Here is a 25,729-nt window from a genome sequence, read left to right as displayed (position 1 = left end):
ACGTCGGCCGTCCCATGCCGCCGCGAGGCGAACCCAAGCCCCCACTGAGAAAGGAAGGCCGCCCTGCAGCACCCCGACTTCGAGCTGTACGACAACGTAGGCCGGACCGCCGACCAGATCCACGCCTACCACACACGCTCCGCCACCAAGGACGACCTGCGCCGCTGGGCCGATCGCGACGCGGAAGCCTTCCGCACGCAGCACGCCCTGCCGCCCGAGCCCTTCCCCACACCGGACCTGAGCCCGTTCCGCGAGGCTCTCAACGCGGCCGATACTCCGGCCGAGTTCAGCACCGTCCTCAACTCCCTGCTGGACGCGGTCGAGCCATTCCTCAACGAGGTCATCGAGCACCTGGCCGCCACGGCCCAGTGGAAGGGCCAAAACCGCGGAGCCGAACCCGAGTCACCGCCCTGGCTACTCCGCGGCGCCGCCAGCAGCATCGCTTCAGCGCTGGCCATGGCGACCGATGCGGATCTGAAGATCCTCCGCGCGCACTACGACCCGCCCCCGGACCGCGACGCGCTCCTGAAGCAGACCCGCACCGCTCCCGGCACACCCCCGGCACCGCCCAGACCGCAGCCCGGGTCGGGAGGACCACGGCGCTGACCGCCGACGGATCAACCACACGCCTCGGCGCCTCAGGAACCCATGCCCACACCCCGCACCGACCTGTCCGCCTTCGCTTCCGCACTCGCCGAACGCCTGCCCGGCACCTGGACCAGCGAGTATCACAGCCACCCTGCGTACAAGGACCAGTTCCCCACCGTCGAACGGCTCTGGGACGCCGACCACGTCGACCACATCGTCAGCCAGTACGTCCTCGGCCATGACGCCGTCCTGAACGGCCCCCACGCACAGCAGCTCTACGTCACCGACCGACCCCTCTACCGCCACCAGTTCGTGGTGACCCCGCTGGAGCCCGAGGGCTTCAAAACCACCCGATCTCCCCGGTGCGTGAGCCGAACGGCATCGCCGTCTCCAACGATCCGGTCCGAGCCGCTGCCGCAGTCATCCGACGCGTGCTGCCCCGCTACCGGGCGGCCCTGGATGCTGTCCGCCACAACGCCCTCATCCAGCCCGAGCCGCCGCACCGCCAGCCCGCGCCCGAGGTCGCCCAGACCCTCACGCTGGTCTGGTACCCGGACGGTGTGGTGGGAGCACCGTACGACTCGGTGCCTGAAGAGGCACGCATGACGCTGTTCGGTTGCCGCTTCCAGTACAGCCCGCACGAGTTCGCCTTCGTGTTGCCGGCCTCCTACAGTCCCAAGGAGCGCGCCCTGCTGGTCCAGTTCGCCACCCAGCGGCTCACGCTCCAGGGCATCGGGGTCAACTTCCGCCGCGCCGCTCCCCTCCCGCCTCCCGCTCCGGCATCAGCAGCCGCGACCAAGGCACTGCCGACGGTGTCCGCAGCTTCAAAGTCCGCCACACTGCGGTAGAACCCGGGCCCCATTTCAAGGAGTTGCCGCTGTCCGATCCCGACCAGCGGATGCTGCTGCACGACGTGGCCGACCGGCTCAACACCGTGGCCGATCACCTTCCGCTCCCCGACCAGATCCGCCCGGATCCTGCGCTGAGCGAGATCCTGGACGATGAAGTCCGCCATCTGGCCCGCCTGCTGGGATTCCTGGCCGGGGAGAGCGCCTTCCGTCACCGGGCCGCCGCCCGCTACCTGGCCCGGACCACGGCCACGGTGCGCCACACGACCCTCGCGCTCGCGAGCGCCGCCGAACCCACCGGGCTCGCGCTCGCCGCCCTCGGCGCCGCCGTCCACCACCTCGGCCATCTCGCCGACCTCACCCGCCAGGCCCCCGGCCCCGCCCGCGACCGAGCGGTCACCGCCGCGCACCAAGGGCTCGTGGACCACCTCGGCGACAGTCGCATCCACCTCGCCCGCGCCGCGAAGCACTTGCGTGCTGCAGCCGACACTCGCACGGCACCGGCCGCGACCACCGTGCCCTCGGCCACCGCTACCCCATCCCGTTCTCGCTGATCCCCGCGGCCACCCCGACTACCCACCAGATGAGGAACCGCCCTTGCACATAACCGAGTTCACCCGAGCGCTCGCCGACCGTCTGCCCGGCTGGCAGCCCTCCTCGACCGCGGTACCCATCGCCACCGACCCGGCCAGCGACCGGATCTGGGACAGCGGCCCGCTGCCGTACGCCGCGTTCGAAACGGACGGCGTCCAGCGAAGCGTGCTTACACACCACTGGGGCCTGCAGCTGTACGTCATGCCCCGCCCCTACCGCCCAGCCGAGTACCTGGGGCTGCCGATGCTGCCCGCCAACACCAGCCACCAGCACGTCCAGGGCCTCAGAGCCCCGCGCGGCATCGCCGTCCCCGCCGACCCCGTCCGCGCCGCGGCCCGGCTGCACCGCCGGCTGCTGACCGACTACCGCCTTTCGTCGGCCACCCCGATCCGGCGCAGCAGCCCCGGCCACCTCCAGGTCCACGTCACCCTCGACGCCCAACAGCGTCCGCGGATCCGCACCGGCTACCTCGGCGCCGTCAGCGAGCTGCTCGCCCGCGGTGGGTTCCTGCTCGACCCCGCCACCGGCGAATGCCACCTCCCGGACGCCTTCACCCCCGAGGCGGCCCGACGCCAGATGGCCATCAGCGTGCACCGCCTGCGCCTCCAGGGCTTCCACATCACCATCCCCTCCCCCGACGGCCCGCGCTCTTACCCGCCCCTTGCACGCGTCGCGCCGCGCAGGGGGCAGCAGCGATGAGCCCGACCAACGACGACTTCGTCCACGCCCGCCTGACCACCTGGCAGCACCACATCGAGGAGACCGCCGCCGGCCTGGTCCCGCCTCAGACCGGCAGCGCGCAGGCTGCGCTCGTGCCTGTGCTGGACCAGCTGGTCGCCGTGTACAACCTGGCAGGCGGTCTCGCCGACGCCCACCGACTCGCGCCCCGCCCCGGCACCGCCGCTCCGGTGGAGAGCCAGCTGGGTGTCACGCTCGGGCACGCAGCCGCGCTGCGCAGCCTTAAACGGGCACTTGAGGCGGTCACCACCCCAGTCGCTGACGCGCAACCAGGCACAGGGCCTGCCCCCGCGCCCGCTGTCGGCGAGCAGCACCGCCGGGCCCCCGACGGCCCAGGCGCCCATCCCGTACGCCGACGCCCCTGACGCACGGGCGTCACTCCCCAACCATCCGAACGATCTTGGAGAACTTCTGGCCACCCGTTCCTTCATCGCCCGCCCCACCGACACCGGGTACGCCGGGGTGTACGTCCACTGGGACGGCTACCCCAGCCATCACCTCCCCCTCCTGCTCGGCGCCTACCAGTACCGCTTCGGCGCTGACCTCGATGCCCTGTGCCGCCACCTGATCGACGAGGCGCCCGAAGGCTGGTCCCAGCTGGGCACCGACCTGCTCGAAAGTACTCCCGAACCCCTGCGCGCCGAACTCGTCGGCAGCGACGAACACCCCAGCAGGAAGCTCGACAACGTCCACGTCATCACCGTCGGCGCAGCCGAGCCAGAGCCGAGGACCGTCACCGAGAAGTCCCACGGGGGCCTGGACTGGGGGTACGTCCTGCACCCGCACCACGGCATCGAAGTGATCCCCCTCGACGCAGAACACCGCGGTCCCGTCGTGGCCTGGGACACCGACCCACGGGCTCGGTTCAGCAACGGCACCTACCGCTGGCGCCGTGGCCACCCGATCCCGGCCACCGTGCCGCCCCAGTCCACCGCCCCCAGCACATCCGCCACCGCGCCCGCCCCAACGTCGTCGGCCGCCACACCTCGCACCGCGCCCCGCCGTTGACCCCTTCTCGCCCCCTGCCGCGGAGAACCTCCTGCACTCCCCCACCACCAAAATCACCGTCGTCATCGCCACCCGGCTCCAGCCCGACCGGCTCGGCTACCTGACCGCCCTGCATGAAAGCCTCACCAGGCAGAGCGTGTCCTGGGAGGCGGTCATCGCACTCGATGGCGCCAACCCCTCGAGTCTGCCGGAGCCCCTCGCCGACGACCCGCGCGTCCGCGTCGTCGTGCTGCCCCGGCCGGTCGGGGCAGCCTGCGCCCGCAACCTCGCCCTGGGCGACGTTCGCACCGAGTACGTCAACTGGGCGGACGACGATGACGAGTTCACCGACGACGCCATGGCCGTACGGCTGCGCACGCTGGAGACGACCGGCGTGGGCTGGTGCGCGGGATACAGCCAGGACCTGTATCCGGACGGAACGACATCCTTGTGGCGGTGCCCGACGCCGCCCGGCTGGCACGCGGCCGGCAACGTGTGGACGTACTGGAAGAACCCTGAGGACACGATCCCCATCGGGCCGACCACGATCCTCGCGCGCACCGATCTCGTACGCGCTGCCCCGATGGGCGGGCTCGTCCAGGGCGAGGACTACATGGCCGCGATCGGCGTTACCTGCCTCGCACCGGGCATCATGCTGCCCGTCCCGGTCACCCGGTACCGCAAACACCCAGGTCAGATGACCCACCAGGACTCCTACGACGTCCTGGAGGCGCGGGCTCGGCGGCATGCGTGGCATTACGGACGCAGTCTGCGAGCCGCCCTCTCCACCCGGGAGACGAGCGATGCAGCCGGGGCGGTCTGATGTCTTCCTCCGTCACCCCGACCACCCTCGATTACCTGGCCCGGCGTCTGGACGAACTGGCCGCCCAATTCCCCACCACTCCCGAGGCCGTCGACCTGGTCACGCTCACCGACGACATCGCCATGCTGACCCACCATCTGCAGCACGCCACCGAACGCGCGCAGGAACGGTTCACCGCACCATTGACGGTCCATCCGCCCGAACGCGTCACCTTGGTCCAGCTCACCAGAGCCACCGCGGGCATCGCGAAAGCTCTGGACACGCTCGCCGAGGCCCTGACGTACGCCACGACCGGCTTCCAGCGCGAGGCGGTGGAAGACCTCGCCCGCTCCCCTCTGCGCAACGACCTTCAGGTCCTGCGGATCATGACGGCAGAGAAATACGTCGCGGCCCGCGCCCGCCTGCGCCACACCGCCGCCGCCCTGCGTGCGACGTCCCCACGGACCGCGCGGTCCACGCCGCGAACGGCCAGCCTGCAGACCCAGCCACCTGCCGTCCCGCAGCCACGGCAGTCGAGTCGCCCCTGAGCTCACCGAAAGACCCGAGATGCCCCCAAACTCTCCTGCCGAGATCACGCTCGCCTACAGCCGCGCCGCCGGCCTGGTCGCCATCGCCCACGGCGAGCAGTACCGGTGGGCGCACACCGCTCTGGAACACGCCGGATTCACCAAACGGGACGACGGCACTTACAGCACGCCCGGCCCGGACATCCGAGCCGCCGCAGCGAAGCTGCTGCCTCTCGCCCACCGCCACCGCACCACCGTGGACGTCAGCCCTCGTCCGTTCCTCGGCGACATCGCCGACCGGATCGCTGTACTACTGCCCGGGACGTGGACCGCCCAGGTCGAGATCTACAGCCATCCCGTCTGGCAGGGGGACCTGCTGCCCTGGCTGTGGGACCGTGGTGAATTCGTCCGGGCGGTGGAGAACCAGCGAGTGCCGTACGCGGCGAAGCTCACCAGCGACATGGGCGTCGAGCTATTGCTCGCCGAATGCGGCTCAGATCCCCAACTGGGCTATCTGGTCGGGGCACTCTCCTCCCACCAGGAGTTCGACGACAGCTACAACAACCCCTACGCCCCCTCCAGCATCGTCCTCCCCCCACGGCCGGACCCTGCGGCCAAGGCCATCACGGACACGTTCCTTCCCTCATACCACCGGGCCCTGCACGCCCGGCGCCTGGGCGCCGTCGTCTCGGCGCTCGACCAACTGCGCGACGAGTACGACGCCGTGACGGCGATCTGGGAATCCGGCCGCTCCAGCGACGGCACCAGCCTCACCGGTCACGACATGGTGGAGGTGAACAGGACCTTCGCCGAGTACGCCTGGCGCATCTTCCGAGCCGTCCTCACTCACGCACCCGGCCTGCTGCAGCAGTGCGGTGCCGCGGTCGCGGACCGTTCCGCCGACGCCGACACCGTGGCCCAGCTGAGCGAGGCGCTTGCCTCCAGCCAGGCCGCACTCAATGCCTGGCGGCGCAGCCAGAACCCCGCCGCCGCCCAGCCTTCCGCCCGCCTGCTGCCGCCAGTCGAGGTCCGCACACGGCTCGGGCTCGAGGCAGTGCCGGCCATCGAGACCTGGCTCGCCGCGCGTGATGCGTTCGTGCGCATCGCGCATTCCGCCGTGCCCGCCAGCCCCGCGCAACCGGCCATCGGTGAAACCACCTCGGCGGGAAAACCGCGCCCGCCCGCCCACTCTCATCGGCCATCTCCACGCCGCTGACCAGAAGAAAGGCTCCATCCTCTGTCCGACCACTTCCGCTTCCACACCCACCCCGAGCACGGCTACGTCGCCACAGCCACCCCCCAGATCCCAGCCCACCTGGCCGACTGGTTCCTTACCCACGAGCAGTTCGAGCCGGTCCCCGACACCCCGGGCCTGTACCGGCTCACCGCCCCTGAGCACGACGGACAGCGACGCGCCCGCCAGGTCGTGCACGATCTGCGCAGCCTCGGCTACCAGGTACGGGCCGAGTCCGCACTCGAACACACTCCCGCCCCGGGCACACCCCAGCCAGCCGCCCGCAACGAACGCACCGGACGACGCTCGCAGATCGCGCAGGCCGCCGCTGTACGCCCCTCCCGCATCACCGCCCTGGCCACCGCCGCGCCGGCAGCACCGCCACAGGCGGCCAGAACCGCCCAGCCGGGCGCTGCGCACGGACGAGGCAGGCGAGCATGACCGAGCCGATCCGCATCACCCGCGGCGAAGGCGGCGAGGTCGAAGTCGAAGGACGCTACGACGCGTTCGCCGCGAGCATCCTGGCCCACGCTGGTTTCGAGACCTACCCGACGCTGCGCGGGCAGTGGGTCCGACTCCCCTTCGACCTCGGACGCGCATGGGAAAACGACCGCGCGTCCTGGGCCGCCGCTATGCTCACCGCCGCCCGGTACACCGTCGGCCTCGACCCCGACCTGCGCAGTTCGCCGCCGGATACTCCTGCCGCGCCGCCGGAGCCACGTCGCGCGATGACGGCGATGACGGCGATGACGGCCCAGCCTCCTCCATCCACTGCCCCACGACGGTCCTGAACGCTCATGGTCGCGGAACGCCCTGGCGCGCCGAAAACACGGTGGAGCGTGTGTCCCACCCCTGCTCCGGATGCGGTCGCTTTTGAGCAGGTCAGGGACGGGAGCCTCGCGCCTGGACGGAATTGAATGCCCGTCACTCGAATGGGTGCCCACCACTCCACAGCCGCGCCGGGCGCCGCGAGCCGCCCCGGTCACCCGGCCATCGGCCGGACCTGCGGACATCCGCAGTACCTCTCGCTCACGGCCGTGGGAAGTGACGCAGCCTCACCCGAGAAAGCACCGGCGACAAACATTACGCCGTCACACATTTGGGCGGCCAGGGCAAAAAGGCCAGCCTGCCTCCCCATCATTTGACACCCGACAAATCAAAGTTCAGGGCGATGATTTAGATTTCACATCGACCATTTTGGTGATGCGGCGAAAAATGTCGGGGACGCATTTCCACTTCGGTAAAAACACTTCGGTGGTAGAGTCTTAAGCGTCATCCACAATGACGGCGGGGCCTGCCCGGCCTCCAACCAGTACAGACCCCGCCAGGGTTTGACGTGGATGCCACGTAGGGGCCCTTCGCGTGCGGCGGGCCCCTACGTGGACACCCTGGCTAGGGCAGCCAGGACTTGACCAGTTGCGCGATGCGCACAGTGATCAGCCCGAGTTGCACCATCAGGACACCAGTCCTCAAGCGTCGAAGCCAGCGCGCCCGCAGGCGACGCCAACTCCTCGGCCGCTTGACCGGCCCTTCATTGTCCAGGGTCACGTCTATCACCCCCTTCCGACTCTCGCTGGAAAAGGGCTTTGCGGGATCAACTTACCACCCCGAAGGGTGCTCGACTCGCCGCTGAAACGCGCGACCTCTGACCACTCCGTGGGCGATTGAGTAAATTAGTGAATGGCCCCCGCCTCCCCCCAACGGCGATATCAATACCAGCTTTAGACCGGACCCGCAGGTCATCCCCTGTTTCCTGCAAGCCTTAAGAGTCATTCACCGATCCGGATGACCCTGATCCGGTTTCGGCACCCCCTCGACATGTGGCGCAGGTCACATTGCCTGCCCTCGGCCTGAGCACCTCGGACCCGCGCGGCCTCGTCACACCTCTGCTGCGCCCAGCGCCGTTCGTCACGGCCGACTGCACCACGTGCTCTGACCCGATTCCCCACAACTATCTGGAGTTCTATGACCGTCCGTACGACGTGGCCTGTTCAGCACAGGTGCGGTCACGAGATCATGCACGACCTCTCCGGCCGCCAGGCCGATCAGCGCGCCGGTTTCGCCCGCTGGCTCGCCTCGAAGGACTGCATCGCCTGCTGGCAGGCGGCACGCGACGCCGACACCGTCGGCAAGGAGGAATGGCTCGCCGCCCGGCGCGCCGAAGAACAGCAGGCCGCCGCCGACTGGGCCGAGCAGTTCGAGATGCCGCCGCTGGAGGGTGCCGAACGCGCCCTCGGCTGGGGCGAGCGCTCCCGCCACCAGCTCGCCACCCGCGCCTACACCGCTCTGGTCACCGAGGGCACCTGGGACGAGGCGGACTGGACGGTGCTGGAAGAGAAGATCCGCGCCGTCACACGGGCCGGATGGTGGATCGACCAGCGGGCTGCCGAGGGCGCCGATCTGCCCGAACTCCTGGATGCCGCCACCGAGAACGACCGCGGCACCGAGAACCCGTACCGGTAGCCGTCCCGCGCGTATACCGGACGATCCCCGGTTAGCGAACCCGGGGATCCTCCGGAGCATTGAGCCTCCCACCGCCACCCCGCACTGCTCGTGGAAGGACTCTCCGTGCCCGACGTCACCCGTCCTCCGTACGTTCCAGGTGACACCCTGACGCCCCAACGCGACATCACCCACCAGCATTTTCGGCCCGGCGACCGGGTCGTCGTCCTCAAGGGCGTCTCCGGCGACCGGTTGTGGGGCGACGAATTCAAGGTGGTCACGCCGTCCTGGCACACACCCACCGACGAGGACGGCTGGCGCCTGTACGACCCGCACGGCGGTCAGCGCTCCTTCGTCACCGCCCACCCCCGCTACCTCGTCCACCTTGGCCGCACCTGCCCGGACTGCATGATCTACCAGCGTGCCCTGGGCGACTTCCTGCTCCCGCAGTTCGGCGGCCAGCGGCAGATCACCGACTGCGGCTGGTACACCTTCACCCGCCTCAACCAGCTCATGCACATCAACGATGCCCGGGGCGGCCGATGACGCTCCCCGTCCGCCGCCCCGGACGCGCCCTCGCCCTGCTGCGTGTCGGCAGCCGCGCGACCATGGAGTCCGCCGACGTCCTGTGGCCCGCCCAGCTCGCCGCCGACCTGCGGGAACTCGACGCCACCTGGCAAGAGTCCGCCCAGGTCTGCACGGATGCCGCGTGGGCGGCCAGGGCCGCCGGACGCAGCGTGCTCGGCTTGCTGCGCCCCGAACAGATCCGCGCGCCCGGGCCCGACCCGATCACGGACCGCGCCTTTCGGCATCTGTACCTCAGTGGGCTGCGCTTCGACTTCCGCTGCCCCACCCTTCAGTCGCTCGTCGATCAGCTAGAGCCCGCGGTCCGCGAAAGCATGGACTGCTACAGCCGCGCGCTGTACGCCTTCGCGCTGCTGGGCCAGTCCCGGCCCGAAGGCCTGGCCCTGATTGGCGACGTCCTGGTCGAGGCCGGTGATCATCCCAAGACGCTGCAGGTGCTGCTCCACGGCCTGTGGCTCGGCCACCAGCTGCCCGGGCGCGCGCAGCGGATGCTGGAGATCGCCGCCCGGCCGCCGTTCGCCTCGCGCACCGACCCGATCGTGCTCTTCCGCGAGTCCGGCGCCCTGCGGAAACTTGGCCGACATGAGGAGGCGTTGAGGGCGATCGACCGCGCGCTGGATCTGCTGCCGCCCGGCGAGGTGTCCGTGCACGCCGATCTGGTCCGCGAGCGGTCCCTGATCACCGCGAGCCAGGACCTCCACGAACTCGCCGGACGCGCGCCTGCGGGAGGCAGCAGGTGATCGTGCGCGTGGCGCCCCGCAGCGACGACGCCGGCGAGGAACTCGGTGAGGCCCTGGGCCGTCCCGTCTGCATCCATGAAGGGCTGACCGAGCACACCGTGGTCGCCCACTGGCCGGGCCTCGCTGACTACCTCGCCCCGGACGGTCTCGACGGAGCCCGTGTCTGGAAGTCCGACGAGTGGGCCGGGCACCTTCACGACACGTACCGGATGTGGCCCGCCACCACGGATCCGCACGCCAGCCGGGATGCCATCTGGCACGCGGGGGTGCGTCTGCACCCCGACGACCGGGTACTCACCGGAGCCGAGTGGGCGGAGATCGCCCACCGGCTCGCCCGCACCGCGGACATCGCCGTCCCCGGCGACGAACGAGGCTGTCGCTGGATCGCCGTCCAGGCCCAGCCCGGGCGCCTCGACTTGCTCGCCAGCCTCATCCGCGAGGACGGCACCTGGCAGAAACAGCCGCACGACCTCATCCGGAAGCTGGCGGCCGAAACGCGCCGCATCGAATCCGATCTCCGCCTCATCCCCCCGAAGCCCCCCGCCCCCACACGGTCCGCCGCAGCAGCGCGCACACCTTCCCCGCCGCCCGCCGCCCCCACGGCCGCCGTCCAGTTCTCGGCGCTGCTGAAGCAGCTGAGCGACGAGAGTGACGGACCGCTGGCGGCGGTGCGCAGCGTCGTCGAGCACACCGCGCACCGTCTCGCCCGGCCGGACGGTTCGGCTCAACTCGACCCGGCCCGGCATCGCCTGGAGTGGATCGCCGGCCGACTGCACGGCATCCAGCAAGACCTCGACAGCACCGCAGCACAGCTGGCCGCCGCACCGCGCCGTCCGGTTCCCTCACCCGCGCCGACCGTTCACCGCCCGCCAGCCGCTGCCCGCCGCATGTGACCCACCACCCCCGCTCTTCCGAGGAGACTTTTGCCCGCCCCTGACGACTCCCTCGCCTCCTTCGCCGCCGTCCTCGCCGGCGAACTGCCCGGCCAGTGGAGCCACCACTACCATCCGCCCCTCGGCGCCAACACCGGCCACGACGATGTCACCGCCGAGGTGTGGGACATGGACCAGGTGGCCGCTGCCGTGGCCGAGCACACCGTCGACCACTGCGCGGTCCTGACCCGCACCGACGACGGCACCCGGCTGTTCGTCATGGACCGCAAGGGCCACGACGACGTCTTCCTCATCGCCGCCATGGCCCCCAACGACCTGCCCGTCGAGGCGTTCCGCGGTGTCCGCGAGCCGGACGGCATCGCCGTCGATGCCAACCCCTTCCGCGCCGCCAAGCACGTCCGGCTGCGTCTGCTGTCCCACTACGACGCGGCCCTGGCACAGGTACGGGACAACGCCTCCCGCCTCGCCACAGCCCAGGCCGACGCTCAGCGTGTCGTGATGACCTGGTCGGGCGAGGACCTCGTGGTCGCCAAGCCCGAGCGGGCCGACATCGCCCAGATCCTGACCGGCGCCGGCTTCGCCTTCGACGCGGACCGGAACGTGTTCGTGCTGTCCGACGGTGACTCGTTCCGCGTGGCCGCGTCCGTCCGCGCGGCCGGTGACCGCCTGTCCGAACTTGGCGTCGGCGTCCTGCTGTCCCGCTCATCCGGCCGGCCCGCGCCAGACACCGCGCTGGTCCAGCCGCCCGCCGCACCGGCTCCGGCCGCGCACCGAAGTCGGTGACGAACCAGGCGCCCGGCGACGAGCCGGTGTTCTTCGTCCATACCTACGTGACCATCACGCGGGATCCGCGAACCCAGCTCGTCGTCGCGATCGGCGGCGACGACCGTGCGGCCAGCATCCTCCAGAGAGGCGGCGGTTTCATCGACGCCCCTGGCCCGCGCGACCCATACCACCGCCAGCCCCACTCTCTGCCCGCCGAGGAACGGCGTCGCGGTGCCACCGCTGCGGCCCTGGCCCTGTTGCAGGCCGGATACAGCGTCCACCTCGACCGCGACCTCAACACCCTGAGCACACGGGCCGAGGACCGGCAGGCCGCCCACCGATACCTAGACCTACTCGCCGAACGCGCCCGCAACCCCAGCGACGGCCACGAACTGGCCGCCATCCTCACTGAGATCGTCGCCCCTGGCGACGGCGTGCTGCCTCGCCTGCGCGACGTCCTGGTGTCCCTCTGGGCGAGTTGGGACGACCGCCTTCCCGACGCCGGACACCCTGCGGCCCCCGCCGAGCAGCTGATCGACGCAGTCAACGGCCTGGCCCGCCACACCCAGCGGCTCGAAGACATCCGCAACCAGGCCGCTCGCATTCCGGCATCCGCTCCATCCCTCAGCGCCACGGCCAAGCCCGTCCCCGCCACGCCCGGCCGGGGCCGCTGACCGCCCCTCCCTTCCGACATAGGAGCATCCACCCGATGGGTAACCGTGCCGACGACGAATGCACCGACGTCGAGATCTACCGCAAGCCCTTGACCGACACCGGTCCACGCCGGCACCCCCACCGGCGCCCCGGAACAGCTCCTCGCCCTGCTCGACCGGATCGGCTTCGAACGCAAGACCGTCTCGCCCGCAGGCACCGCGGGCCCGACCTACGTCTGGCACGAGGCTCCGGGCCACCTCAGCGATGACGAGAAGAAAAGGTTGGCCACCCGCGCCGTCCCCCACTGCTCACGGCCGGATACGTCGTCCACATCCCCGACTATCTCTTCGACCAAGCCGCCTACCGCAGCGCCGCGGAGGAACTCCGCACCCAGCGAGCGGCACCCGCTACCCTCGCGGCGACTGCCCGGCCCCGCCGTACGCGTGGCTGAATCACCCTGCCCTTGGCCGTCTTTAAGGAGTCCACGCCCCGGTGCCCCAGTGTCCGCCGCATGCCGTCCCGTATGTCCTGGCCGCGCCCGGCTACCTCGCCGGCGGCGGCGACTGGGAACACCTGACCGAGCTGCTGCTGTACGGCCACGGCTGGCGCAACGTGTCCACGATCGACCAGCACACCGCCCTGGCCAGCCCCGACGGACGCCTCCATGTCGTCCTCAACCGCCGCGCGGACTGGACCTGGACCCTGCACGAAACCAGCCCGCACGGGCAGGACTGGGCAGCCCTTCTTGGCGCGCACATCCCCGTCGAGTACCTCACCGCCATGGTCGACGCCATGCTCCAGCCGCCGTCCACTGGCCACCCGACGGTCCTCGACCCGTTGCACGCGGCAGGCTGGACCGAGCAGGCCACCGGTCCCGGGGCCTCGGCCGTGTCACCGGACGGCCTGGTCCACTTCACCGCAGAAGACCCCGCTCACCCCGGCGCGCCGAGACCGTGGCGCGCCGCCTGCACCGTCAACGGGTACCGCTGGTGGACAGCCGCCTTCAGCACCCGCACCCCGCCCGGCATCGTCACCGCGTTCACCCGCAGCCTCGCCCGCGACGATCCGCTGCCGCGAATGGCCATCGGAACACCGCTGTACGGCTGCGGGCCCTACACCCGTCTCACCCCGACACCACACACTCATGTGGACGAGCAGGCGCTACTCAAGGCCCGGATCGCCGACGTTCGCAACCGCCGCGTCACCGGATCGAGCCCCGCCACACCGCCGCCGAACCGCATCGGACGCACGCCAGCCACCCGCGCGCGGTGAGCCGCACGCCCTCGACGTGCACCGCACCACCCCGTTCAGGAGCTTTCCGTACCCCGCACATTCCCTCGCCCCACACCGCCGCCGATCACCGCCGAGCGCCGGCCTCGTCTGGCCGTCTTCCTCTTCCGCCGCTACCTGCGCGCCTGCATCGTGCGCCACCCCGGCCACGTCAGCCCGCTGGCCGGAGGCCGGCCGGAAGCCACGCTGGATGAATCCCGCCGCCTCAGCCACCACACCTGACCCCCGCCCTGTCGCCAGGAGGCCCGTGACCGACCCGTCCCTCGACCCCGTCCCCTTCGCCCGCGCCATCGCCGCCCAGATCGGCCAGCTCAGCCAGTACCTCGCCCAGGCACCGCCGCGTGAGGCCGCCCACATCCTCGCCACCGTCCTCGACCGCGACGTCGGCATCCTCGGCCACGTCACCCACCTGATGGAAACCGGCTCCCGGTTCGCCAAGCACACCTCCGAACTGGGCATCCTCCCGCCCGAGGTCTGGCTCGCCGTCGGCCGTGCCGCCAATGAACTCCACAGCGTCGGTGGGGACTTGGACGAGCACACCGACGTGCTCGACGCCCTCGCCTCCACCGTGGCCCCGGCCCCCTCGACCACGCCGAAGCCGGTCCCCTCCGCCATGGTCGTCCGGAGGCGCCGATGAGACGAAACCAGTGGGCCAGCTGGGGTGGCCGGCGCTCCGGGGGCGAGCAGGCCGAGCAGCACTACCTCATCGAACCCCGCCATCTCGCCGGCGGCGGCAACCTCGGGCACGTCACCGAGTTCCTGCGCGCCTCCGGCTGGAAGGACGCCTCCCGCTCCGGCGGCTCCGTCGTCTTCGACAGCCCCGACCGCACCGTCCGCATCGGATACGACCCGCACACCCAGCCCGGCGGCTGGACCATCTCCGGCCACGCCACCGGTACAGCGCCGGCGTGGCACGCGACGCTCGGGCGGCGGACTCCGGTGGAGGTCGTGGCCGGCGTCACCGACGCCCTCACCCAGCCCCGCGCCGCGCACGCGCCCAACGCCTGGGCACTGCTGGAGCAGCAGGGCTGGACGAGCGAGCGCGGCGAGGACCAGTCGTACGAGGCGGTCCACCCCGACAACAACAGCTGGCTTCGGTACTGCCAGGACGAGCGCGGTCAGGCGGTGTGGTGGGCCGGTGCCCGTACCGAGCACGGCCAGGTCTGGGACGCCGTGTTCACCCCGACCACGCCACTGCACCTCATCGAGGCATTCGCCACAGCGCTGGCCGACCCGCAGCCGGTGATGCGTCCACGCGGCCACGTCCCTCCCACCAGCCGGGTCCGCACGACGTCCGTGTCGGTCCTGCCCTCCCAGCTCACCGCCTGGCAGCAGGCCCGTGTCGCCGCCGCCCGCGCCGCGACCTGGGCCCGCTTCGCCACCACCCACCCGCGAAACCAGCGCCGCGCAGCAGGCCCTCACGCCACGGCCGCGGGCCAACGCCGCTGACCACCAGCAGCCTCACCCCACCCACAAGTGAGACCCCTTTGCGAGGAGGTTCATGACTGCCCCGACCTGCGACGACACCCTGACGGCCGAAGATATACACAGGGCTGTTCACAGCCTGTGCCAGCTCACCGCCCATCTGCACACCAGCCCCCACCCGGCCGAAGCCGGCGTGCTGCTAGGCCCGCTCCTCGACGCCGACCACGGCCTCATCACACGGCTGGCTCTGCCCCTCCGCGAAGTCTCCCGGCTCCTGGCCCAGCACGCCGCTGTCCCCTGGGACCGGACGGTCGCCAGCCTGGTAGGCGAGTATTTCGACGCCGCCGACGCCGTGGACCAGCTGCGCCAACCCCTGCACAACGCACTGCGCGCGCTGGAGCCCCGTACGGGACACGGTCAAGGAAGTGGGAGCGGCGTATGCCAGTGACCGAGCGGCAGTTGGCCAGCTTCAGACGCGACCACGAGTCGACGATCCTTCATTCCACCAGCCCCCGGCACCTCGCAGGTCCCGGCGACGCCCGCCACGTCACCCACGCCCTGCTCGCCGCCGGCTGGACCATCACCTCCGACCCGGCTTCCCCCGAGACTGAGGTCACCAGCCCCGACCTGCAGGCCCGGCTGCAAGCCGCACCCCAGTTCAACCCGTCCAGCAGCTGGTGGCGCCTGACGGTCGACCCGCCCAACTCCCGTAGTTGGTATGCCTCGTTCACCCAACAGGTCCCGGCCGAGATCCTGGCCGGACTCACCGACACCCTCCTCACCCCTGCCCCTGCGGACCCGCCCGATCCGTGGGACCTATTCCACACAGCGGGCTGGAGCGTCAGCCAGAGCGAGAACGGAACCGGCTTCGAGGCCCGCTCGCTCGACCGACGGGCGGTCGTTGAATACAGCCGCCCCTACGACGACGAGATCTCCTCCTCGTTCTCCTGGCGGATCCGCACCCGGGAGTACCCCGCCGACGCCGCCGAGTCCGCTTTCGACGGTCGCCCGGTCTGGAGCGGCTGGCTCGACGGACACGCCCCCGCGCAGACCATCGCCGGCTTCATCGCCGCCTTGACCAGCGCCGAACCGCTGCTGCGCGGCTGGGGCCGGCACAACTGGCACCACGACGTCCAGCACGAGCGAACCAGCCGGACCGGCACGGATGTCGCCGACGCTCACCAGCAGCGCCTCAAGCACATCCAGGCCCAGGTCCGCGCCGCGCGACGCCGTCAGCGGCTGGACACCACCCCCTCCTCGGCTCACGTCGGCGCCTCCAACTCCTCGGCGGCCCGCACCCGATGACTGATGAAAGACCCCCTGTGGCCTCCCCACCCTCACCTCCGAGCGCCATCCATCAGCAGCGCCTCGACCAACTCGCCGCGTTCCTCCACACCGGCGAACAGATCCTGGCCGCGTGGGACACCTACTCCGACCAGCACACCGACCCCGACAGCTGGCCGTACGACGACGAGACCTACGGGCGGCGCGCCGCCCGCCGCGACGCCGACACCTGGATCGCCGCCGCACAGATCCGCCCCTTCGCCCGCGAGCTGATCTCCACCGCCGAAGTCCAGCTCCAGCAGCTCCCCGCCCGGGCCGTCCAGTCCCACTGGCCTTGGCACCTAGCGAACGCCGAACACGCCCTCGACCAGCTCGACGCCTTCGAAGAGGACTATCGCGCCCGCCTCGACGACCTGCCACTCTCCGCCCGGCCGGGGACACAGGCGTACGACGACCTCATCGACGCCCGCAACGCAGAGGCATGGCATTCACTCAACGAGCTGGCCCTGCACGCCCCCGTGATCCTCACCATCCACGCGACGACCCAACGCACCCCGCCTCGTCTGGAAGCCGTCGCACCTCGACCCGCCCCAACGGCCTCCGCTGCCGCGACGCCCGTGGCACGGAGGTGAGCCGCATGCGTTTCCTGCCTCACGATGCGGCCGACGAACTCCTCGTCACCCCGCCCTGCCTGGCCGGGGGCGGGGACCCGCGCTGGGTCACCGTGGCCCTCCACCAGGCCGGCGGATGGCGCTACGACCACACTCCGCTCTCCCCGACCATCCATCTGGTCCGGCCCGACCAGCAGGCCGAGCTGAGCCTGTACCCGGACCCGGACGAGCCGTGGTGGACGATCCTCCACGCCCCCACCGACGAACACCCCGCCTGGTACGCCCGGTTCGGGGCGCGCCTCCCGGTCGAGATCCTCGCCGCGTTCACCGACGCCCTCACCAAGCCCGCCCCCGAAGCGGCGGCGAGTGATCCCTTCGAGATCCTGTACGCGGCCGGCTGGCTGGAACACTCCGACGTCTCGGCCTCGTCCCCCGACAGCCCCGTCCGTGTCGAGCGCGCCGTCCAGGGGCAAGGCAGCTGGTTCGTCACCACCTCCCTGCCCGGCGACCCCGACACAGTGATCTGGCGCGCCCACCTCGGCGCCGACACCCCGCTCCACCTGGTCGCCGCCTTCACCAGCGCCCTCACCGACCCCGCACCGCTGCGCCGCGACCCGCTCGCCCTCCCCTTCCAGGCCCGTCCCACCTCCAGACGGCCCCCGCTCCGACGGGCCAGCTGGGCGGGCTGGATCCGCTGGAGCAGCGCGTCCAAGACCTCGCCGCCCGCCGCCGGCGTGGCGCGCCCTCGCTGCCACCGCGTCGGCCGCAGCCGCCACCGCGCCGTACGCGCTGACTAGGCCACACCCCTAACCCCGGAATCCCGCCCTTGCCCCACGCCTCCCCCTCCGCCAGCAGCGACGGCTACGACATCGCCTTCAAGGTGCTCCTCGGCGCCCTCGCAATCGCCGTCCCCCTGTCCAACCTCGCCTGGCTGTGCGGCAACCTCGCCGCCTGGGCCACCCACTCCGGTCCCTGGGCGCCGTACCAGCCCATCAACGCCCTCCTGCACCCCGGCCAGCTCTGGCCCACCGCCGGAGAAACGACCCTGCTCATCGGTGCCCGCATCATCCCCGTCACCGTGATGATCGCCCTCGTCCTCACCGCCGCAGTCGTCTGGTCACGACACAAGAACTCCGGCAGGGGCCGGAAGAAGAAGATCGCCGGCATGGCCAAGGCGAAGGACATCGAGCCGCTGATGGCCCGGGCGATCACCGCCAAGGCCCGCTCCCTGCGCCCCAGCCTGAAGGACGACAAGCACATCGATGCCGCCGACACCGGCATCCTCCTCGGCAACCTCCAGGGCAGCCGCCACGAGGTCCGCATGGGGTACGAGGACGTCGCCGTCGCCATCATGGCGCCCCGCTCCGGCAAGACCACCTCGCTCGCGATCCCCTCGATCCTCGCCGCGCCCGGCCCCGTCCTGCTGACCTCCAACAAGGCCGCCGGCGACGCCTACACCGCCACCCTCGACGCACGGCAGAGGACCGGCCGGACGTGGTCGATGGACCCGCAGCAGATCGCCCACGCCGAACGGGAGATGTGGTGGAATCCGCTCGCTGACGCCAGGACCCTCGACGGCGCAGGCCGTCTGGCTGGCCACTTCCTCGCGGCTTCCGTGGACGCCAGCCAGCAGGGCGACTTCTGGTCCAAGGCCGGCAGCAACATCCTGTCGCAGTTGTTCCTCGCCGCGGCTCTCGATGAACGGCCCATCACCGACGTCATGCAGTGGCTGGCCTTTCCCGCCGACCGCACTCCTCTCGATATCCTGCGCGACCACCAGTTCACCGCGGTGGCCGCCCAACTCAAGGGCACCGTCGAAGGACCGCCCGAAACCCGGGACGGCATCTACGAAACCGCCCGGCAGTACGCCGCAGCCCTCCTCAACAGCGATATCGCGGCGTGGGTCACCCCGCAGAAGGACGTGTCCGAGTTCCGGCCGTCGGAGTTCGTCTCGTCCACGGACACTCTGTACCTGCTGTCGAAGGACGGTGGCGGCGGCGCTAGTGCCCTGATCGCGGCGTGCGCGGACTCCGTCATGCGCGCTGCGACCGCGCAGGCCGAGCGCGCCGGCGGACGGCTCGACCCGCCGATGCTCGCGATCCTCGACGAGGCTGCCAACGTCTGCAAGATCTCCGATCTGCCCGACCTGTACAGCCACTTGGGCTCGCGCGGCATCATCCCCATCACGATCCTGCAGTCCTACCGCCAGGGCCAGAAAGTCTGGGGAGACGCGGGCATGGACGCCATGTGGTCCGCGAGCACCGTCAAGGTGATCGGCTCCGGCATCGACGATCCCGACTTCGCCGACAAGCTCTCCCGCCTCATCGGCGACCACGACGTGGAGACCACCTCGACCTCCATCTCCGACTCGGGGAAGTCGACCTCCGTGTCGATGCGGCAGGAACGGATCCTGCCCGCGGACGCGATCCGCGCCCTGCCCAAGGGCACCGCCCTGTGCTTCGCCACCGGCATGCGCGCCGCCATGCTCGACCTGCGCCCCTGGTACGCGGAGCCCGACGCCGACGCGCTGACTGCCGCCTCTGCCCGCGCATCGGAGGCCATCACCGCCCGCGCCGTCGCCAAGCACGCCCCGCAGCAAAGCGACTACGGCCCCGCCGCCTGACCACCCACCACGCCCGAGCACCCCGCCGGGCTGCCCCACCTGTACCCAGCCACCGGGATGACCGATAGCCATCACCGACCACCACGACGTCTTCATCGGCTCGACCGATGACGGATGGACGTTCGCCGTCCTCAACCGCCCCATCCGCAACGCCGCCCGACACCTGACCGCAGCAGGCTTCACAGCCCGCCAGCACCAGGGCCGCACCCTCTACCTCCTGCCGCCCGGGACCGCCGAGGACGCACATGAGCGCGCCGGCGTCGCCTTCTACGGGCTCCTGTCCCACACCATGGACCTCGTCGACCTCGCCTGGACCACGCGCTACCCCCTCACCACCGACGCCGAGCCCGAGGCGACCATGCGCTTCCACGATGGCACCGTCACCGCCACCGCGATCACCGACCGGGCCAGGGATGTCCTCATCCAGCACGGCTTCACCCCGACGAAGGCAACGCGGGAGTACACACTTCCCGCCGAGTTAGGTGAATCCGACGCCCTGGGTGCGGTGGTCTGTGCCGAATCCCACCTCTACACACTCGGCGCCAGCGTGCGCGTCGGCCTCGGGATCCCGACCCTCCAGGACATCCCGCCCGCGCCCTCCCGCCGTCCAGCCACGCCCGCGACACCCTCCCCGGACCAGGCCCACCGACGCAGCCGCTGACCACCAAGCCCCCGGCCCTCACCCGGAGCAGCACCATTCACCAGATCGACCTGCAAGCCGAGATCGCCCACCTGCGGCAACTCGGCAGCGCCTTCGAGGACTTGCACAGCGAAGGCCGCTCACTCACCCTCACACCCGGCACCGACGCCCGGCAGCAGCTCACGTCGAAGATCCTGGCCACGAACGAGCTGGTCCAACAGGCCATGGAACGCCTGGCCGCCCTCGACGGCAGCCAGTACGCCGCCGTACCCGGCAGCCGCCCGTCCCTGGATGCGCTCGCCTCCGTCGTCTTCGCCGCCAGTATCGCCGCGTCCGACTTGGCCGGCGCGCTGCAGGCCAACCCTCTGGAGGGCGCCGCGTTCCCCGGCCCGCCGGCCGATGAAGCAGCCGTGCGCACGGCACGGCACGCGGAGGCCGTCCCCGCCATGGCGGAGCGCCTCGCGGACGCCGCCCACGGGCTCGACCTGGCATACACCGGCTGCTACTACCTCGCCAGTGGTATCTCCCGGGACCTGAAGCAGCACTCCGAACAGCAGCAGGAGACACCGGTGCCGGAGATCACGGCCAGCCAGTACGCCGTCCTTGCCCGGCTGTCCGCAGGAGGCGGCACTCGTTACGTAATCAGCCGGCACGGCGTGCTCAAGGCCATCGACAAGGACCGGGCCACCGTGAACGTCGCCAGCCTCAACGCCCTGATCAAGCGAGAACTCGTCGACGTGGACACCACGACACCCCTGCACCAGGGTCAGCGCCTCCACGTCACCGCCGAAGGCCGGCGTGCCCTCGCCCAGCACAAGCCCCCCGGCTAGCGCCCGAGCAGCGGCCGTGATCCCTCATGCAACGAAGCAGGGGGCGGGTCGCAGACGATGAGCTTCGCCCCGGCGGACCGCGTCCTGGTCGCCCGCGCCACCTGGCTGGCGGCGGACTGGACCGGCTGGGACAGCCCCTGGCATCGCCGCCACCCGCACCGCTGCGCCGCCCTCGGTACGCCACCGCTAACCCTCGCGGCGCCCCCAACAGCGGTACGGCGCTGAACGTCCGGGGCCCTCGGAGTCGCGGGTCCTCGGTATCGCTACGCCCCACTCGCAGCGACAAGCGCAGTGCGGTGTCCAACAGCTGGCTCCGCCCCCGGCTCACGCAGCGCACGGCTGCCCCTCCAGCGATCCACCTTCCGGAGTTCCCTCCCATGCCCAATCCGCCTTCTGTCACTGAGGTGTTGTCCGTCTCCGCCGCGGACGGCACACCCCTGGCCGTCTACCGCGATACGCCTGTGCGCCCGCGTCGCGACGACGCGACGGTCGTCCTCGTGCACGGCGCGTCCGTCACCGCCGACCTGTGGCGTCTGCACACCCGGCACCTGACCGGTCTGGGCCTGGGCGTCCTGCGCTACGACCAGCGCGCGCACGGCCACACCTCCCGAGGCCGGGCACCGCTGACGGTCGAACAGCTCGCCGACGACCTGCACCAGATCCTGACCCGCCTCGTCCCCACCGGACCGCTCGTGCTCGCTGGCCACTCCCTGGGCGCCCTCGTCCTGCAGGAACTCACCGCCCTGCACCCCCAATACCTGACCCGAGTACGGGGCATGGTGCTGCTGTCTCCCACCGCACGCGGTGCGACGGTGCTGCCCGGCCGCGGCCCGCGCGCCTGGCTGCTGGCCGCCGGGCGCAGCCTCGCTGCTCTGACCTGCGCCCACGCACCGCGCGCAGTGGATCTCCTGCGCCGACGGCTTCCCGGCACGCACCCCCACAGCCTCACGCCACGCCCCAACCGGTCGGCCGACGGGCCACCACGTTGCCGCCACGGCGTCATCCACACCGCGACCGGTGATCTCGCCGCCCTGTGGCAGTCCCTGTGCGACTACAAGCCGCGCGACCTCACCGTCCTGAGCCAACTCGGCGACCGGCTGCTGCTCATGGCGGGAGCCGACGACCGGCACATCCCCGCCGCCCACACCAAGCATCTGGCCGTCCAACTCCCGGCCGCCGCACTGGACGTCCTCCCTCGCACCACACACGCCCTGCCCATCCGCCACGCGGCCCTCATCAGCGCCAGCATTGCCCGCCTCGCCGCTGAACTGGGCCGGCCCCAGCACCCCCAGGACCAGTCATTTCCGAACTCCCCGCTTTCCACGCGATTTCACTAGGCGCCGGAATTCAATCCAGTACCATGCTTGCCCTGTCCGCCGAAGGCATCCTTCCGAAGGTCGACTACGCCATCTTCGCCGACACCGGATGGGAACCCAAGGCCGTCTATTCCCACCTCGACCGCCTCGAACAGGAAATAGCCGCGCCTGCAGGCATACCCGTTCTGCGCGTCACCGCGGGAAACATCCGTAACGATGCCCTAGATCCCGAGCACCGCTTCGCGTCCTTGCCTCTGTACATCCTCAACCAGGACGGGAAGCAGGGCATGACCAGGCGCCAGTGCACCGGGGAATACAAGATCAAACCGATCAAGAAGAAGGTCCGGGAACTCCTCGGCTACCCCTCCCCCCAGCGCATCCCCAAGGATATATTCGTCGAACAGTGGGTCGGTATCTCGACGGATGAATTTCACCGGGCCAAGGACGCCGACGTCAAGTACATGCGCAACCGGCATCCACTCATCGACCTCGGCTGGTCACGCGCAGACTGCATCCGCTATTTGACCTCTATCGGCCTGGCAGACACGCCGAAATCGAGCTGCCTCGGTTGTCCATTTCACGGAAACGCGCAGTGGAGGAATATCCGGGACAGCAGTCCGGCGGAATGGGCGGACGTGGTCGCGTTCGACGCGGCCATCCACCAGGGCAACGCCCGCGCGAACGCGGCCGGCAAACGGCTGCTGGGCCAGGCGTTCCTGCACCGCTCCCGCGTCCCGCTCGACCAGGCTCCCATCGACCACGTCACCGCCGCGGAGTGGGCTGCGCGCCAGCAGGAACTCGACGACGGTGCCGCTGCGGTGGAGGAGTTGGAGAACGGCGTGGTCGACGGCTGTTCTCCCTGGGCCTGCCGCGGTGAAGCCCAACCGGTGCAGGGCGACTTCGGACTGGCCTGGTGAGGCGGATCATCCTCGATCTGTTCGCCGGGCCCGGCGGCTGGAGCCACGCGCTCACCGTCCTCGGCGCGCGGGACGTCGGCCTGGAGTGGGATGCATGGGCCTGTAAGACCCGAGCAATGGCGGGGCAGTTGACGATCCGGACCGACGTCGCCCGCTATCCGACGTGGATCTTCTCCGGCCGCGTCCTCGGACTCATCGCCTCCCCGCCGTGCCAGGCATGGAGCATGGCTGGCAAGCGGCTCGGCCTGGTTGACCAGCCGCTCGTCCACCAGGCAGTCGCCGACCTCGCGGCCGGACGCGACACCCGCGAGCGGCTACTCGCCGCGTGCGCGGACGAGCGCTCTCTCCTGGCGGCCGAGCCCATGCGCTACCTGCACGCCCTGAACACCGTGGGCGAGCCCGAGTGGGTGGCCATGGAAGAGGTCCCCGACGTTCTGCCGTTGTGGAAGCAGTACGCGGCCATCCTGCGCACCTGGGGCTTCTCGGTGTGGGTCGGCATTCTCAACGCCGCCGACTACGGTGTCCCGCAGACTCGGCGGAGGGCGATCCTGCTCGCCTCCCGGGTACGAACCGCCGAGCCCCCACCCCCCACACATGCACAACTCGCCGAGCCAGAAAGCCTGTTCGGGCCCGGCCGCACCCGCTGGGTGTCCATGGCGGAGGCCCTCGGCTGGGGCGCCACCGACCGGCCCGTGCCCACTGTGTGCGCGGGCGGCGGACCAGGCGGAGGCCCAGAGCCCTTCCCCTCCGGCGCCCGCAAGACCCTCATCGACGCCCGCGCCCGCGGTACCTGGGCACCCCGCCCCGACTCCGAGATCGTCCTGTCCTTCCGGCGAGAGGGCTCCGGCTGGGCCGCCCCGCACGGCGCCCGCGAGAACCGCCCCGCAGACGCAGCCCCCACGTTCACTGCCGAGGCGCACCGCTGGTCGTGGTCACTGCGCAGCAACAACCAGACAAACGCCACCATCCGCCGGTCCGACGAACCCGCCGGCACGCTCTTCTTCGGCCACCGGGCCAACGAGTGCACCTGGGTCGCCGAGCCCGCCGTCGAGGCAGCGGGGTCGGCACCGGAGCCGATCAAGATCACCGCCCGGGAAGCGGGTGTGCTGCAGAGCTTCCCCGCCGACTATCCGTGGCAGGGCAACAAGGGCCAGATGTTCTCGCAGATCGGCAACGCCGTCCCCCCTCGCCTGGCCGCACACCTGCTCGCCACGCACCTCAACAAGCCCTTCAACCCTGCTGACTTCACTCTCGCCGCCTGATGCCTCACACCCTCGATCCCCATGACGACGACGGCCTCGACCGCGTCCCGGTGCCGAAGCCCGTGCACTACGCCGAGCAGGCTCTGCTCGGCGCCCTCCTCCTCGAACCTGCGCGTCTGGCCGACACCGAGCCGCTGATCGCCCACCACTTCGACAGCCACACCCACGCCGCACTGTTCACCGCGATCCGCACCCTCCCACCGCCCGACCCCGCCGACCATGCCAAGGACACCGCCTGGCTCAACGCCGTGCTGGACCACGCCCGTCCTCACGCTCGCGGCCTGAGCGCCTCCTACCTCCACGCCCTCATCCAGTTCTGCCCGCAGCCCAAGCACGCTGCGGCGTACGCCAGGATGATCCGCGCCGACAACGCTCGCCGGATCCTGCGCGCGCACGCCGAGCGCCTCGCTTCCACCGCAACCGACCCGGGCATGCCCAACCCGACAGCCAAGACGCTCGGCATGGCCGACGACATCGGCCGCGTCCTGGACGCCCTCGCCGAACAGTTCGCCCCGCACCCCGGCTCCTTCCCCCGCACGACACCCCCCGTGGATGATCCACGGCAGGCCGACGAGGAGGACCTCGACGAAGAACGCCTCCTTCTGGCGACGGCCACCGCCTATCCGGCGGAGGTCCAGCAGATGCGGTGGCTCGTCGCCGAGGACTTCCTGCTGCCGCTGCACGCCGCGCTCTGGCAGTCCATCACGGCGCTGGTCCACCGCGGCGACATGGTCGACCCGGTCACCGTCCTCGGCGAGGCCCAGCACCGCAGACTGATCACCGACTCCCTCACTCCCAAAGACCTGATGGCCCTGGTCTCCACACCCGCCGGCTCCCCCGAGTACTGGGGCGAGAAGATCCTGAAACGCGCCCTCCTCACCCGCGCCCACACTGTCGCCGCACGGATCACCGCCTACGCCGACGACCCCGCCAACACCCCCCACCAGTTCATCACCGGCAGCCGCCGCGCCCTGGCCGACCTCAACGCCCTGCGCACCCGCTGGAACCGCGCCACCGCGCCCACCCCCGCGTCCGCCACCAGTGCCACCGCGCGGTCCGCGCCGCGTCCCCGGGCGGGGCCGCCCCGGCCGGCCGTCACCGCAACTCGCGCCCACCGATGACCTCAACCACCGG

Annotated in this window: 31 protein-coding genes; all 31 read left to right on the top strand. The window is 70.9% G+C overall.

What is annotated here, in order from left to right; all coding sequences use genetic code 11:
* Positions 1-950 precede the first annotated feature (950 nt).
* Positions 951-1,436 (top strand): hypothetical protein, encoded by a 486-nt coding sequence (locus tag H4687_RS29945; RefSeq protein ID WP_192781735.1) that lies wholly within the window; start codon positions 951-953, stop codon positions 1,434-1,436.
* Between the two features lie 23 nt (positions 1,437-1,459).
* Positions 1,460-1,990: a hypothetical protein gene (locus H4687_RS29940; protein WP_225966873.1), complete on the top strand. Its 531-nt coding sequence runs from the start codon at positions 1,460-1,462 to the stop codon at positions 1,988-1,990.
* Between the two features lie 43 nt (positions 1,991-2,033).
* Positions 2,034-2,729 carry a hypothetical protein gene (locus H4687_RS29935; protein ID WP_046918696.1) on the top strand — a complete coding sequence of 232 codons (696 nt, stop codon included), beginning with the start codon at positions 2,034-2,036 and terminating at the stop codon, positions 2,727-2,729.
* Positions 2,726-3,133 carry a hypothetical protein gene (locus H4687_RS29930; protein ID WP_046918695.1) on the top strand — a complete coding sequence of 136 codons (408 nt, stop codon included), beginning with the start codon at positions 2,726-2,728 and terminating at the stop codon, positions 3,131-3,133. The genes H4687_RS29935 and H4687_RS29930 overlap by 4 nt, the downstream gene beginning before the upstream one ends.
* A gap of 97 nt (positions 3,134-3,230) precedes the next feature.
* On the top strand, positions 3,231-3,776 hold the full coding sequence (locus H4687_RS29925) for a hypothetical protein (protein ID WP_050399594.1): 546 nt from the start codon (positions 3,231-3,233) through the stop codon (positions 3,774-3,776).
* 52 nt (positions 3,777-3,828) lie between these two features.
* Positions 3,829-4,578: a glycosyltransferase gene (locus tag H4687_RS29920; RefSeq protein ID WP_046916646.1), complete on the top strand. Its 750-nt coding sequence runs from the start codon at positions 3,829-3,831 to the stop codon at positions 4,576-4,578.
* Positions 4,578-5,105 (top strand): hypothetical protein, encoded by a 528-nt coding sequence (locus H4687_RS29915; protein ID WP_046916647.1) that lies wholly within the window; start codon positions 4,578-4,580, stop codon positions 5,103-5,105. Before H4687_RS29920 ends, H4687_RS29915 begins: the two co-directional genes overlap by 1 nt.
* A 19-nt stretch (positions 5,106-5,124) precedes the next feature.
* Positions 5,125-6,300, top strand: a complete 1,176-nt coding sequence (locus H4687_RS29910) for a hypothetical protein (RefSeq protein ID WP_046916648.1) — start codon at positions 5,125-5,127, stop codon at positions 6,298-6,300.
* A gap of 210 nt (positions 6,301-6,510) precedes the next feature.
* Positions 6,511-6,759: a hypothetical protein gene (locus H4687_RS29905; RefSeq protein ID WP_159026196.1), complete on the top strand. Its 249-nt coding sequence runs from the start codon at positions 6,511-6,513 to the stop codon at positions 6,757-6,759.
* On the top strand, positions 6,756-7,109 hold the full coding sequence (locus tag H4687_RS29900; protein ID WP_046916649.1) for a hypothetical protein: 354 nt from the start codon (positions 6,756-6,758) through the stop codon (positions 7,107-7,109). The genes H4687_RS29905 and H4687_RS29900 overlap by 4 nt, the downstream gene beginning before the upstream one ends.
* A gap of 1,174 nt (positions 7,110-8,283) precedes the next feature.
* Positions 8,284-8,781, top strand: coding sequence for a hypothetical protein (locus H4687_RS29895; RefSeq protein WP_107082361.1), 498 nt, complete (start codon positions 8,284-8,286; stop codon positions 8,779-8,781).
* Positions 8,782-8,886: 105 nt separating this feature from the next.
* Positions 8,887-9,306 (top strand): hypothetical protein, encoded by a 420-nt coding sequence (locus H4687_RS29890; RefSeq protein ID WP_046916653.1) that lies wholly within the window; start codon positions 8,887-8,889, stop codon positions 9,304-9,306.
* Entirely contained in the window at positions 9,303-10,085 is a 783-nt protein-coding gene (locus tag H4687_RS29885; protein ID WP_046916650.1) for a tetratricopeptide repeat protein, read from the top strand. The genes H4687_RS29890 and H4687_RS29885 overlap by 4 nt, the downstream gene beginning before the upstream one ends.
* On the top strand, positions 10,082-10,978 hold the full coding sequence (locus H4687_RS29880; protein ID WP_050399593.1) for a hypothetical protein: 897 nt from the start codon (positions 10,082-10,084) through the stop codon (positions 10,976-10,978). Before H4687_RS29885 ends, H4687_RS29880 begins: the two co-directional genes overlap by 4 nt.
* Before the next feature lie 30 nt (positions 10,979-11,008).
* Complete coding sequence (locus tag H4687_RS29875) at positions 11,009-11,761, top strand: hypothetical protein (protein ID WP_046919612.1); 753 nt, start codon at positions 11,009-11,011, stop codon at positions 11,759-11,761.
* On the top strand, positions 11,758-12,417 hold the full coding sequence (locus H4687_RS29870) for a hypothetical protein (protein ID WP_046919611.1): 660 nt from the start codon (positions 11,758-11,760) through the stop codon (positions 12,415-12,417). The genes H4687_RS29875 and H4687_RS29870 overlap by 4 nt, the downstream gene beginning before the upstream one ends.
* Positions 12,418-12,889: 472 nt before the next feature.
* Positions 12,890-13,669: a DUF317 domain-containing protein gene (locus tag H4687_RS48145; protein ID WP_046919610.1), complete on the top strand. Its 780-nt coding sequence runs from the start codon at positions 12,890-12,892 to the stop codon at positions 13,667-13,669.
* A 265-nt stretch (positions 13,670-13,934) separates the two neighbouring features.
* Positions 13,935-14,324, top strand: coding sequence for a hypothetical protein (locus H4687_RS29860; protein WP_046919609.1), 390 nt, complete (start codon positions 13,935-13,937; stop codon positions 14,322-14,324).
* Positions 14,321-15,136 (top strand): DUF317 domain-containing protein, encoded by an 816-nt coding sequence (locus tag H4687_RS29855; protein WP_046919608.1) that lies wholly within the window; start codon positions 14,321-14,323, stop codon positions 15,134-15,136. The genes H4687_RS29860 and H4687_RS29855 overlap by 4 nt, the downstream gene beginning before the upstream one ends.
* Positions 15,137-15,188: 52 nt before the next feature.
* The gene (locus H4687_RS29850; RefSeq protein WP_050399592.1) at positions 15,189-15,560 is read left to right on the top strand and encodes a hypothetical protein; all 372 of its coding nucleotides are present in this window, start codon (positions 15,189-15,191) and stop codon (positions 15,558-15,560) included.
* Positions 15,551-16,417 carry a DUF317 domain-containing protein gene (locus H4687_RS29845; RefSeq protein ID WP_046919607.1) on the top strand — a complete coding sequence of 289 codons (867 nt, stop codon included), beginning with the start codon at positions 15,551-15,553 and terminating at the stop codon, positions 16,415-16,417. Before H4687_RS29850 ends, H4687_RS29845 begins: the two co-directional genes overlap by 10 nt.
* A gap of 17 nt (positions 16,418-16,434) precedes the next feature.
* Positions 16,435-17,028, top strand: a complete 594-nt coding sequence (locus H4687_RS29840) for a hypothetical protein (RefSeq protein WP_050399590.1) — start codon at positions 16,435-16,437, stop codon at positions 17,026-17,028.
* A gap of 5 nt (positions 17,029-17,033) precedes the next feature.
* The gene (locus tag H4687_RS29835) at positions 17,034-17,804 is read left to right on the top strand and encodes a DUF317 domain-containing protein (RefSeq protein WP_050399589.1); all 771 of its coding nucleotides are present in this window, start codon (positions 17,034-17,036) and stop codon (positions 17,802-17,804) included.
* 29 nt (positions 17,805-17,833) lie between these two features.
* Positions 17,834-19,630: a type IV secretory system conjugative DNA transfer family protein gene (locus H4687_RS29830; RefSeq protein ID WP_046920261.1), complete on the top strand. Its 1,797-nt coding sequence runs from the start codon at positions 17,834-17,836 to the stop codon at positions 19,628-19,630.
* Between the two features lie 289 nt (positions 19,631-19,919).
* Entirely contained in the window at positions 19,920-20,291 is a 372-nt protein-coding gene (locus H4687_RS46700; RefSeq protein WP_225966872.1) for a hypothetical protein, read from the top strand.
* 101 nt (positions 20,292-20,392) lie between these two features.
* Positions 20,393-21,100 (top strand): hypothetical protein, encoded by a 708-nt coding sequence (locus H4687_RS29820; RefSeq protein ID WP_050399587.1) that lies wholly within the window; start codon positions 20,393-20,395, stop codon positions 21,098-21,100.
* Between the two features lie 57 nt (positions 21,101-21,157).
* Positions 21,158-21,325 carry a hypothetical protein gene (locus H4687_RS29815; RefSeq protein ID WP_159026108.1) on the top strand — a complete coding sequence of 56 codons (168 nt, stop codon included), beginning with the start codon at positions 21,158-21,160 and terminating at the stop codon, positions 21,323-21,325.
* Between the two features lie 179 nt (positions 21,326-21,504).
* The gene (locus H4687_RS29810; RefSeq protein ID WP_233443720.1) at positions 21,505-22,437 is read left to right on the top strand and encodes an alpha/beta hydrolase; all 933 of its coding nucleotides are present in this window, start codon (positions 21,505-21,507) and stop codon (positions 22,435-22,437) included.
* A 23-nt stretch (positions 22,438-22,460) separates the two neighbouring features.
* Complete coding sequence (locus tag H4687_RS29805; protein ID WP_063778515.1) at positions 22,461-23,333, top strand: adenine nucleotide alpha hydrolase family protein; 873 nt, start codon at positions 22,461-22,463, stop codon at positions 23,331-23,333.
* A gap of 5 nt (positions 23,334-23,338) precedes the next feature.
* Entirely contained in the window at positions 23,339-24,595 is a 1,257-nt protein-coding gene (locus H4687_RS29800) for a DNA cytosine methyltransferase (protein WP_046914126.1), read from the top strand.
* Positions 24,595-25,716, top strand: a complete 1,122-nt coding sequence (locus H4687_RS29795) for a DnaB-like helicase N-terminal domain-containing protein (RefSeq protein ID WP_046914121.1) — start codon at positions 24,595-24,597, stop codon at positions 25,714-25,716. The genes H4687_RS29800 and H4687_RS29795 overlap by 1 nt, the downstream gene beginning before the upstream one ends.
* Positions 25,717-25,729 lie beyond the last annotated feature (13 nt).

This window comes from Streptomyces stelliscabiei (genome assembly GCF_014873495.1).
Classification (GTDB): Bacteria; Actinomycetota; Actinomycetes; order Streptomycetales; family Streptomycetaceae; genus Streptomyces; species Streptomyces bottropensis.
The sequence above is the reverse complement of the archived record's forward strand: the minus strand, read 5'-3'. Positions and strand labels throughout refer to the sequence as shown.

Excerpts from the sequence above, each read along its gene's own strand:
- H4687_RS29835 (WP_050399589.1), top strand. The coding sequence starts at position 17,034 with ATGCGTTTCCTGCCTCACGATGCGGCCGACGAACTCCTCGTCACCCCG.
- H4687_RS29895 (WP_107082361.1), top strand. The coding sequence starts at position 8,284 with ATGACCGTCCGTACGACGTGGCCTGTTCAGCACAGGTGCGGTCACGAG.
- H4687_RS29910 (WP_046916648.1), top strand. The coding sequence starts at position 5,125 with ATGCCCCCAAACTCTCCTGCCGAGATCACGCTCGCCTACAGCCGCGCC.
- H4687_RS29855 (WP_046919608.1), top strand. The coding sequence starts at position 14,321 with ATGAGACGAAACCAGTGGGCCAGCTGGGGTGGCCGGCGCTCCGGGGGC.
- H4687_RS29805 (WP_063778515.1), top strand. The coding sequence starts at position 22,461 with ATGCTTGCCCTGTCCGCCGAAGGCATCCTTCCGAAGGTCGACTACGCC.
- H4687_RS29850 (WP_050399592.1), top strand. The coding sequence starts at position 15,189 with ATGACTGCCCCGACCTGCGACGACACCCTGACGGCCGAAGATATACAC.
- H4687_RS29815 (WP_159026108.1), top strand. The coding sequence starts at position 21,158 with ATGAGCTTCGCCCCGGCGGACCGCGTCCTGGTCGCCCGCGCCACCTGG.
- H4687_RS29795 (WP_046914121.1), top strand. The coding sequence starts at position 24,595 with ATGCCTCACACCCTCGATCCCCATGACGACGACGGCCTCGACCGCGTC.
- H4687_RS29915 (WP_046916647.1), top strand. The coding sequence starts at position 4,578 with ATGTCTTCCTCCGTCACCCCGACCACCCTCGATTACCTGGCCCGGCGT.
- H4687_RS46700 (WP_225966872.1), top strand. The coding sequence starts at position 19,920 with ATGGACCTCGTCGACCTCGCCTGGACCACGCGCTACCCCCTCACCACC.
- H4687_RS29885 (WP_046916650.1), top strand. The coding sequence starts at position 9,303 with ATGACGCTCCCCGTCCGCCGCCCCGGACGCGCCCTCGCCCTGCTGCGT.
- H4687_RS29900 (WP_046916649.1), top strand. The coding sequence starts at position 6,756 with ATGACCGAGCCGATCCGCATCACCCGCGGCGAAGGCGGCGAGGTCGAA.
- H4687_RS29930 (WP_046918695.1), top strand. The coding sequence starts at position 2,726 with ATGAGCCCGACCAACGACGACTTCGTCCACGCCCGCCTGACCACCTGG.
- H4687_RS29845 (WP_046919607.1), top strand. The coding sequence starts at position 15,551 with ATGCCAGTGACCGAGCGGCAGTTGGCCAGCTTCAGACGCGACCACGAG.